This is a genomic window from Arthrobacter sp. MMS24-S77 (genome assembly GCF_054888235.1).
Genome location: NZ_JBTZRN010000002.1, coordinates 1 through 9,712, shown reverse-complemented (window position 1 = coordinate 9,712; position 9,712 = coordinate 1). Strand labels below are relative to the sequence as shown.

Below are 9,712 nucleotides of genomic sequence, written 5' to 3'. Positions count from 1 at the left end.
ACCTTCCTGAAGCACTGAAGCACTGCACTACTCCACGGATAGAGAGGAAGTGAACACATGGGTTTGAAGAGCTTCACCCGAAGCCAGTACGACGCCGTTGCTCATCCCGAGAAAATGAACCCCGGCCAGCTGTCGCGGACCCGCTGGGCCCTGGCTATATTCATCATCGTTCTGCTGTCCGGCGCGGTCATCCTCGGCGTGCTCAACAACCAGAACCAGGGACAACAGGCTCCTAACCCTGCCGCTGTTCCCACCATCGTCTACACCCCAGGGGCCGCAGACCCCGGGAACTGCCTGGACAACACTCCTAAAGACATCACCACCACCGCGCCAGGCGTGGACAGGTGGGAGGCCAAGGCATCCGGGCAGATTCCCGTGATCAAGGGTGCCGGCCCCTGCGGAAAACCCGTCGGAGGCGTGGACACGGGCTTCGCCAAGACCCAGACCGGAGCCCTGGCCGCAGCGGTGCATTGGATGTGGGAGCTTTTTACTGCACCGGTCAACACCTCCACGCCTGACGTGATCCGCGCGGTCGTTGTTACAGGACCAGACCGTGACGGTCTGGAGGCGCAGGCCAAGCGTGTCCTCTCCGGGGCGCAGGCCCCCGATCCTGATTACAGGAGCATCACTCACCTTGCCGGATACCGGATCCAGCTCCAAGCTGACACCGCTCTGGTGGATATGGGATTCGTTTCGCAAGTTGGTACAGAGAAGATCAACGGCACAACGCGGATCACTCTCCACTGGGAAGGAAACGACTGGAAAGTCGTGCCTGCCGGATCGGATTCTTTCGCACGTGGCACAAAGGTAACGAGCTTCGACGGCTACGTTCCTTTCTCTGCAGAGGTGTCCAATGCAGCGCACTGATTTGATAGGCGACTTGGTCGGCGGTGCCGTCAATAACGCCGTTCAGGATGCTTGGGTGGGTTTGGCCGGAAAGATGTACGACGGTGTGGTCACAGCGTTGCAGTGGCTTTCGTCGTGGTGGCTGAATATCCCGGCCCCGAACCTGATGAATGACGGTGGGGATTCCCCGGCGCAGAAGGTGATGCTCTACACGCGGGTTTTGATCGGTGTGGTCGGCATGCTGTCCACGGCCTTCGTTGTGGTGCAGTACGCGATGCGCAAGAACAACAACAACGGGGAGCAGCTGGCCTGGGCCATTGGCCGCACGGTGGTGTTCTCCGGGCTGACGCTGTCCGTGGTCGGGCTCCTGCTGGCCTTCGGTGACTTGTCGGCCCCGTGGTTCGTGACAATGATCGGCGGGGAGACGGACTTCAACAAGTCGATGTTCACGCTCTCCGGGGACCAGAAAGCGGTCATGGGCATGTTGACCAGCAACAACGGCGCCGGCCAGAGCGTGGTGATCATCCTGATCATCGTGTTCCTGATCGCCCTGGTGGGGTCCTTGATGAACTTCTTCTTCATGATCTTCTCCTACGGGATGCTCCCGATCGTGGCCGGCATGATCCCGGTTCTCGCGGCCGGATCGGTCACGGAGCGCGGCGCGGCCGCGTTCTACAAGGTGATCGGCTGGACCTTGGCAACATGCCTTTTCAAACCCATCGCCGGCATCATCTATGGCGGCGGTATCGCCATGGTGAAGCTACTGACCTCAACAGATGGCGCGAAGCTCGGCGCTGACCAGCTGGCACTGCAGACCATGGCCGGGTTCATGGTGATCGGCGCGGCCGGCCTGGTCCTGCCTGCCCTGATCCGCTTGGTCGTTCCGACGATGGCTGCAGCGTCCCGCGGCGTCGGTGCCGGTGCCCTGGTCATGGCGGGCATGACGGCCGCGACCGGGGCAATCATGGGCGGCGCTTCGTTAATGGGCAAGATCGGCGGCTCCCAGGCCCAGAACCTGGCCCGGGGCGGCCGGACGGGCGCACCCGCGATGGCGACCGCCGGCACGGGTGGCGGGAGCCTTGGAGGCCCGGCACCAACACCGGTGAACCGCGGCCTAGTCAACCCTGCAAGGCATGGTTATCCCGCCCCGCCGCAGCCGAAACCGCTGTCACCTCCGCAGGCTCCGCCGATCCCGAAGCAGGAGCTGGGCGGAGTCAATGGCGGGGGACAGGCACGGCCCGCCGCTCCTGTTCCACGGCCGGCATCCGCGCAGCCGGGGCAGGGTTCCGGGCGGCGGCGGATGGACGCGGCTAAGAATCATTTGTCGCAGCACGTGTACAGGGTTGAAGAAGCGATCGAAGGAGGGGAGGCATGAGCCGCCCAATGTACGGAGATATCACCACACCGCGTGCGGCGGGGTTCCTCGGGCTGTCCATGGGAGGGGCCGGCATAGCGCTGGTGGCCGTGGTGGCCGCAGCGATACTCCTGATGCTCGGCTGGCTGATCCCTGCCGGGCTCGTGCTCGCGGCAGGGATCTGGGCCGTGATCTGGGTTGCAACGGGCAAGCGGCAAGGCCGGTCCTCGTTTGAGCAGAGCAGGAACCGGGCCGCGTTCCGCAAAGCCCAGCGCAAAGGCACCACAAAGTACGTGTCGGGGCCGACGTCAAGGATCCCTGACGGCACCTTCCGGGCTCCGGGCCTGCTGGCCGGCACGGAACCTTATGAAGGGACCGACGCGTTCGGGCACCGGTTCGGGATGCTGTGGAACCCGCGCGAGAGCACGGCCACGATCTTCTTCTCCTGCGCCGGCGAAGGCCGCGGGTACAACGACCAGTCCACCATCGACCAGCTCGTGGACGGCTGGGCCGGGTTCCAGGCACAGGCAGGCCTCGTCGTGGACCTGGTACAGATCGCGGTGACCACCCAGGCGACGCGGGACCCGGGCGCACGTCTCCCGTCCGCGATCAACGAGGCCCGCGAGAACCACGGCACGATGGACCCCGCCACGGTCGGGACGTTCGTGCGCGAGACGGTCGATGGCATCGTGGCCAGCGTTAATTCGAACATGCCGCGGCTCACGCAGCATGTGGCGATGACGTTCACGGCCGCTGAGATCGCCGCGGAGGGAACGGAAGCCCGGACAGCCGAGGACATGCTCGAAGACCTGGCCATCCAGATCCCGGCACTGAAGGAACAGATCCAGCACGCGGGCTCCCACACCGTCTCTGTCATGAAGATGATCGACGTCGTCGATTACGCCTACGTCGCCTACAACCCTGACCGTGCCTTGGGGGTCGAGCGGGCCCGGGAGCGGGCCCGGGTGAAGAAAGGCACCGGCACGAACCTCTCATGGTTCGAGGTCGGACCGCCGACGGCCGATTCCGCCCTGGAGCACTGGGAGCACTCGGGATACGTTTCCCAGACTCATTCGGTCTGGAAGCCTCCGGCCGGGTTCTTCGCGGATGACTCAATGGACGCACTGTTGATGCCTGACGGTGTCTCGGACCAGAAGCGCATCACCATGCTCTACCGGGTACTGGGACCCGAGGAATCCAGCAGCACCCTGGCATCGGACCAGACCGACCGTGCTTTCGAGCTGAACCAGGGCGGCAAGGCTGCCACAGCCGTCGGTGCCAGGGACCTCACGAGCGCCGCCGCCGGCGCGGAAGAGCAGGCCCGGGGCGCTGCCGTGGTCCGGTTCGCGTTCGTGATGACGAACACCGTAGCCGCGGGTCCGGATCAGAAAAACCGGCTGGCCAAGGCCACGGCGGCTCTTCGCAGGGCGTGCAGCACGAGCGTCACGATGAGCATCCGCCCCTCGGACGGAGGCCACGACGCCGGCCACGCCATCGGCCTGGGCTTGGGCGTTGTCCCGGCCAAGCACGCCACTGTCAGCTCGGCCATGCGCCGGTCACTCTAAGCGGATAGGAGCACTTGATGGGCAAGATTGACGAGTTCGCGGACTGGACCATGCACCAGTGGTACCGGATGCTGCGTAAGGAAGCCCCGGCCGCCGCCGCGGCCTACGATGCTCTTCCCGGCCTGACCCCCAGGGGCTTTGAAGCCCCGCGTGGTGGCGCACACCTGCACGTGGACGCTCCCCTGGAGTTCCAGGGCATGTCCACGCAGGTGGGGGGCATGTGGCCGTTCGGCGTCGGCACAGCCTCCCCGATGATCGGGGCGCTGCTCGGACGGAACCTGCGCACGGGCCAACCCCTGATGGGTGACCCGCTGTCCCTGTTCCTGGCAGGAATCTACTCCGCACCGTCGGGTTTCGTGCTGGCCCTGAACGGCCGCGGCAAGTCTTCCCTGGTGGTGAGGATCTGCCTGATGCTGAAGGACCTGGGATTCATCCCGCTGTGCCTGGGGGACCTGAAGCCGGACTACGTCGGCATGGCCCAGGAGATGGGCGGCCAGCACATCCGCCTGGGCCTGGGCGGGGTCGGTTGTATCAACGCACTGGACGCAGGCCCGATCTGGCACTACCTGAACAAGCTGTCCGACAAGACCCGGGCTGAGGTCGATGGGCAGATCCACGGCCGGAGGGTGAACACCGTAGCCGGCCTGATCGAAATGATCCTTCAGCGCCGCCTGACCGAGGAACAGTCCGAACACACGATCCTCTCGGCCGCCATCCGGGTTGCCACAGAGGAAGCAGCGGCCGAGGGACGCCAGCCGGTTCTGGCCGACCTGCGGCGGGTGATCCAGGACCGCCACCCCCGGATCCGCGCCGCCATCCTGGACATGGATGAGAAGGAATACGACGCCGAGGTCCGGGACCTGGTCAAAGGAATCATCGGTCTGGGCCCGGACGGGATCTTCCAGGGCATGTTCTGGGGCGAAACCACCGTGGAGATGGACATCTACCAGCCCGTCGTCTTCGACGTCTCCAGCATTGACGAAAGCGAAGCGCTGCTGCGCGCGGCCGCGCAGCTGGTGATCTGGTCTTACGGACAGGGCGGTGCCCTCTCTGCGAAGATCCTGGCCGATGAGCCGGACCCCGAAGACCCCGAGGGCAAGAAGAAACTGGGCCCCGAGGTTCACCACTTCACGATCATGGACGAACTGTGGCAGATCCTCCAGGCCTGGGAAGGGTCGGTGTACCGGATCAACGAGATCACGAAGGTCAACCGCACCAAGGGCCTGGGGCAGTTGATGATCACGCACTCCATGAAGGACCTACGGCTCTCCACGGAGGAGCGGACCAAGATGGCCATGGGCTTCGTGGAGCGCAGCTCGATGGTGTTCCTGGGCGGCCTGGCCGAGAACGAGCAAGAGGATCTGCGCCAGATCCGCCGGTTCTCGAACAAGGAGATCCAGCAGCTCGTGGACTGGTCGGCCGAGGGCACGATCAACCCGGCAACAGGAGAAATGAACCCGCCTCCCGGCCGGGGCCACTTCCTGTTGAAGACTTCCAACGCACCGGGTATCCCGTTCCGGGTCGACCTGACCGAACCGGAGAAGCGGATCCACGACACCAATGAGGCCTGGGCCGACGCAATCGCCAGGGCCCGCGGGAAGCAGGTAGCGGCATGAGCGAGAACCGGCCCCGCACCTGGTCCAGCACCTGGATGTCCGTCCTGTTCGTCTTGGGCCTATGGGCCGGCATTGTCGCCTCTGCCTGGGTGGGGGAGTGGCTGACGCCTACCGGCACGAACTGGGGACTGAACCCCCTGTCGATTCTGTTGCTGTGGGCGACGGGCGTCCGGATCCCTCCGGCGTCCATCGCCCTGCTCCTGGTTCTGGTCGTGGTCCTCGTGTGGCTTCTCGTGGCCAAGCTGCGAGGACCCGGCGGACGGTCCCGGAACAAACGCATGGCCGACCGCGCGAAACTGATGGCTACCAAGGAAGACATCGCCGCGGTAAGCGTGCAGACACGCGCAGTCGAGGCGGCACGCCTGCACCCGAACTGCCCCGGCATCACCCCGGGCCTGCACGTGGGCCGGTGGGTGCTCGGCGGGGACTGGCTGTATCAGGGACAGCGGCAGTGCGGCCTGTTCGTCATGGGCCCGGGCCGCGGGAAGTCCACTGCCCTGCTGGTCCGTGGCGCCCGGTGGGCTCCGGGCTCGTACACGATGGCCGGGAATAAGGTGGACGGCGTGAAGGAGGTCCTGGCGGCCCGGGCGATCTGGCACCCTGGGAGCCAGGTCTGGATGCTGGACATGCAGCAGGTTTTCCGGAAGTCCGGAAAACCTGCTTTCTGGTTCGACGCCCTGCTGGGCATCACCAACTCCGAGCAGGCCACAAATCTGGCCACGACATTGGAGGAAGCTACGAAGGAAAATGGTGATCGGGGCGGTGACCCACAGTTCGATGAGCAGGGCCGGTCGTTCCTGGCCGCCTGCATCCTCGCCCAGGCCCTCATCGGAGGGGAACTGGAGAAAGCGCACGCCTGGGTGACAGCTGCCGATTTCCTCAGCCCCCGGGAGGTATTGATCAAGGCGTCGTCGAAGAACCGGTCCCGTGACGGAAAACAGGAGGAGGAACGGGACTTCTCCCGCCTGGCCGATCAGCTCTTCGGCATGTCGCGCCAGCCCGAGGAAACCATGGGCAGTGTCGCTGCCTCCGCGCAGCGCATGGCGTCCTCCCTGACGCACGATCACCTGTTGGGTTGGATCCGCCCCAACCCGGGGCTGCCACGGTTCGACCCGGTGAAGTTCCTGTCCTCCCATGACACCCTCGTTGCCCTGTCCAAGGGCTCCAGCCGGGTTGTCACGGGTCTGATGACGGCGTTTCTGGAGGCGATCTTCGAGACCGGCGAACGCCTGGCCGAGGCGAACGGCGGCCGTTTGCCGGTCCCGGCGGTCTTTGACCTGGACGAGTTCGGTAACACGGTCGCGTTGCCGAAGATGGGCGACTGGTTCACGTACTTCGGCTCGATGGGCATGATGGTGCGGGTCTTCATCCAGTCCGAGGCGTTCGGTGAACAGGTCATGGGCGAAGCCGCCTGGCGGGTGTTGAAGAACGCCGCCGGTGTTTTCGTCTTCGGCGGCGGCATCCGTGAGAAGGCCTATTTGGCGGATCTGTCCGCCTTGTACGGGAAGACGGACGAGTACACGGCCTCTTACACCTCCAATGAGCGGGGGCCGGCCAGCAGGAGCATTTCCTCCCGGCAGGAGGACATTCTCACGATCAAGGACCTGCACACCTTGCCTATGTGGCACGCAGTGATGGAGGAATCCAGCGGTGTCGTGACGATCGTGCGCCTGGTGCCCTGGTTCGAGGACCCTGAGATGGCCGGCCCGATCCAGGCCGTTCTTGATGCTGGAAAGAGGGTCGCGGCGTGAGCGAGGATCTGGAAGCGGAGACCACGGAGGACGGGTACACCGTGGACGAGAACGGCGAGATCCTTGCCGATCCAGCCGACGTCCCGGTGCCCGCCGCCGAGCAGGACGAGTTGGGGCAGGAGGCCGCGGACGGCGTGGAGGAGTTCGACGACTCCCCCGACCTAGCCACCGGCCGGAGCGGGGAGGTCCTGGACTTCCTGCTGGGAGCCCAGGAAGCCGCTGCCCTGGTCTCTGACATCCTCCGCCGGAAGATCACCGTGCCCGCTTTCCGGCAGCTCGTCATGGACGGGCACGCCCCCGCCCCGGAACCCGCCGAGGAGGACAAGAAGAAGGCCGGCCCGAGCAAGTGGTCCATGGTGGGCCTGCGGAGATGGGCAGCCGGCATCCTGGCGGAAGAGGACCGCACCTCGGCCGAGGCAGAGCAGGAAAAGATCTCCGATAACCAGGAGGCCGGGACCGCCGATTTCCTTCTGGCCGCTCGGGACGCGGCCGGGTTCCTCTCCGAGGCTTTGGGCCGTCGGCTCTCCACGGCGTCCTTCCGGCAGCTCGTCATCGACGGCGACGCGCCGGCTGCTGCCGAGACCACGGACGGGACAGCGAAATGGTCCATGGTGGCACTGCGCGCCTGGGCCCAGGCCGTGCTGGGCGCCGAAGCGGAGGCCTCGGCGGAGATCGACCCCGCGGAGGAGGCAGCGAAGGAACGCAACGCCTTCGTCCACTGGGTCCGCGAACGCCTATACCGCTTCGAGTCCCAGGATGACCGCACGGGCGAATGGTGCCCCCAATGGTGGGACCACCCCGAAGCCGTAGACCGCTTCCACGCCCTGTGGCTCGCGTACATGGCGGCCGAGGCCGAGGGCGAGCTGTCGGGCTGGTGGGTGAACCACTGGGACCGGCATTTCTCGTTCCTGTTCAGCAAGTCCGGCGTGTTCTCCCAGTGCGCCGGAGGCCAGCACAAGGAATTCTCTGACCGACGCCGGCTGACCAACGACGAGCCACCCGCCGGCTGGCTTCCCTACCCCGAACGAAGGAAGTCGTTTTCTACCGTCTAGATCATGGATCTGATCCTAGACCGCTGGCCTGCTTGGACACGGCAGGGCAGTCGCGCATCTCGCACCGTAAGTTGGTGCAAAACATACCGACGATGCGGCGACGGTGACTATCCATGTCCCGAGACGGGGTGAACCAAGCCCAACCGGCCCGACATCTGAATGGTCTCGCCAAAGCCGTCGATCCGTGCTGTGATGACTAGCACCTAGGCCATGGGTAGTCCGCTCGACACTACTGGCTAACATGGCTGCGCATCAGTAGAAAGAGCGTGGTAGGCGTGGATTGGACGTTCCTGGAGCAATTGTTCGCTGGAGCCTTAGGTGGCTTCTTTTTGGCTGCAGGAAGGATGCTTCTGACGTACGCCACCATTAAGAGCCCCGAGCCCAAGATCAAGCAGTTCCTCAAAGCTCAGAGCCTTCCCCTCACAGTCCTACCCATCCTGGGAGTAATCCTGACTTGGGTGCTTCAAGGAATATCGGGAGCATTCTTCACTGGGCTGGGTGCTCTGGGATTCGTCCTGATGGTGGCCGGTCCGCATCGTCCGGTGCATTCCGATCCGGAAAGAACCCCGCATGCCTGAGCCGGCGATTAGGCGCGATGATTTCTGGGCGGACGCGGTCAACAGTCTGCTCCTGCGCCCCGTGTACAGAAAACCATTTCCCGTTGAGACGGACAGTGAATCAACCGCCGCGACTGCCACGTCCCGGCCCGCTTTCGTGGCATCGGACGACGATTGGGAGGCCAATGTTGCCGCTTTTCTGTCACGGGATCCAATAATGACCCAGGAATTTCTTGAAAAGTTTCCCGAAGTACGAGCGGCTTTCACACAAGCGGAGGAGCCAGGCTGGTCCGTCACCGTCAGAGACGACAACAGCCAGGGTCCAGAAGTTCCGCTCGACTACAGCCAGGGTCCAGAGATACCCTTCGACAAGCTGAAGAAGATGTTACCGAGTAAGCCATACTCCGCCTTGGTTTGGTTACCAGTTGGCACACTGGATGATGTTGTTGGGCCCAAGGGCAAGATCGGTCAGATAGCGGCAAACAACAATGTTGAGATAGTCATTATCGACGGCATGGCCTTTATTTTCGGCACCGACGCTAGGTCCATCGATGCAGCGAGGTCAGCCATCAAGGACATCGTTAGCTCTCAGAGCCCGCAAGTGGGCTCAGGGCGTAGCACGGTACGACCCCAGATGGACTGACCGGCGCAACGACCGGCCCCCAATGCCCCGAGGGACACTACACCCGCGCGGCATTCTGCGTCATGCCTCTTGCACTTACACACGGCCACTGGCCGGAGGGTGTGGCTGGCACGCAACCCACCTCGGGCAACTATTTAGGCCGAGGTCTAGTCAATCTAAGGATCAGGGTCTAATGTGAGGCTCATCATATAGAGGGGGTATTTGAGGGGGTCTTATGGGTAGTATTAGTGTCCTGCTAAGCCCCTCAAACTCCAGGATCGGTTAGGAAGGAGAACCATCATGCCGGTTGACACAATAACGGCCTCATACTATGAGACAGCTCAAATGG

At 64.1% G+C, this 9,712-nt stretch carries 8 protein-coding genes; all 8 read left to right on the top strand.

Annotation, left to right across the window (positions count from 1 at the left end; all coding sequences use genetic code 11):
* Nucleotides 1–57: 57 nt before the first annotated feature.
* The 8 genes from ACX5I4_RS22410 (at nucleotide 58) to ACX5I4_RS22375 (ending at nucleotide 9,384) form a co-directional block, all read left to right on the top strand.
* The gene (locus tag ACX5I4_RS22410; protein ID WP_442546172.1) at nucleotides 58–867 is read left to right on the top strand and encodes a hypothetical protein; all 810 of its coding nucleotides are present in this window, start codon (nucleotides 58–60) and stop codon (nucleotides 865–867) included.
* Nucleotides 854–2,221: a hypothetical protein gene (locus ACX5I4_RS22405; RefSeq protein ID WP_461838804.1), complete on the top strand. Its 1,368-nt coding sequence runs from the start codon at nucleotides 854–856 to the stop codon at nucleotides 2,219–2,221. The genes ACX5I4_RS22410 and ACX5I4_RS22405 overlap by 14 nt, the downstream gene beginning before the upstream one ends.
* Nucleotides 2,218–3,765: an SCO6880 family protein gene (locus ACX5I4_RS22400; protein ID WP_461838803.1), complete on the top strand. Its 1,548-nt coding sequence runs from the start codon at nucleotides 2,218–2,220 to the stop codon at nucleotides 3,763–3,765. The genes ACX5I4_RS22405 and ACX5I4_RS22400 overlap by 4 nt, the downstream gene beginning before the upstream one ends.
* Before the next feature lie 17 nt (nucleotides 3,766–3,782).
* Nucleotides 3,783–5,381 (top strand): ATP/GTP-binding protein, encoded by a 1,599-nt coding sequence (locus ACX5I4_RS22395; RefSeq protein WP_461838802.1) that lies wholly within the window; start codon nucleotides 3,783–3,785, stop codon nucleotides 5,379–5,381.
* A complete protein-coding gene (locus tag ACX5I4_RS22390; protein WP_461838801.1) occupies nucleotides 5,378–7,132 on the top strand; it encodes a type IV secretory system conjugative DNA transfer family protein in 1,755 nt (584 codons plus the stop codon). Before ACX5I4_RS22395 ends, ACX5I4_RS22390 begins: the two co-directional genes overlap by 4 nt.
* The gene (locus ACX5I4_RS22385; protein ID WP_461838800.1) at nucleotides 7,129–8,184 is read left to right on the top strand and encodes a DUF4913 domain-containing protein; all 1,056 of its coding nucleotides are present in this window, start codon (nucleotides 7,129–7,131) and stop codon (nucleotides 8,182–8,184) included. Before ACX5I4_RS22390 ends, ACX5I4_RS22385 begins: the two co-directional genes overlap by 4 nt.
* Before the next feature lie 344 nt (nucleotides 8,185–8,528).
* On the top strand, nucleotides 8,529–8,762 hold the full coding sequence (locus ACX5I4_RS22380) for a hypothetical protein (RefSeq protein WP_461838799.1): 234 nt from the start codon (nucleotides 8,529–8,531) through the stop codon (nucleotides 8,760–8,762).
* Nucleotides 8,755–9,384 carry a hypothetical protein gene (locus ACX5I4_RS22375; RefSeq protein ID WP_461838798.1) on the top strand — a complete coding sequence of 210 codons (630 nt, stop codon included), beginning with the start codon at nucleotides 8,755–8,757 and terminating at the stop codon, nucleotides 9,382–9,384. The genes ACX5I4_RS22380 and ACX5I4_RS22375 overlap by 8 nt, the downstream gene beginning before the upstream one ends.
* Nucleotides 9,385–9,712: the final 328 nt, after the last annotated feature.

Coding starts and splice junctions, on each gene's coding strand:
- ACX5I4_RS22410 (WP_442546172.1), top strand. CDS start 58: ATGGGTTTGAAGAGCTTCACCCGAAGCCAGTACGACGCCGTTGCTCAT.
- ACX5I4_RS22405 (WP_461838804.1), top strand. CDS start 854: ATGCAGCGCACTGATTTGATAGGCGACTTGGTCGGCGGTGCCGTCAAT.
- ACX5I4_RS22400 (WP_461838803.1), top strand. CDS start 2,218: ATGAGCCGCCCAATGTACGGAGATATCACCACACCGCGTGCGGCGGGG.
- ACX5I4_RS22395 (WP_461838802.1), top strand. CDS start 3,783: ATGGGCAAGATTGACGAGTTCGCGGACTGGACCATGCACCAGTGGTAC.
- ACX5I4_RS22390 (WP_461838801.1), top strand. CDS start 5,378: ATGAGCGAGAACCGGCCCCGCACCTGGTCCAGCACCTGGATGTCCGTC.
- ACX5I4_RS22380 (WP_461838799.1), top strand. CDS start 8,529: ATGCTTCTGACGTACGCCACCATTAAGAGCCCCGAGCCCAAGATCAAG.
- ACX5I4_RS22375 (WP_461838798.1), top strand. CDS start 8,755: ATGCCTGAGCCGGCGATTAGGCGCGATGATTTCTGGGCGGACGCGGTC.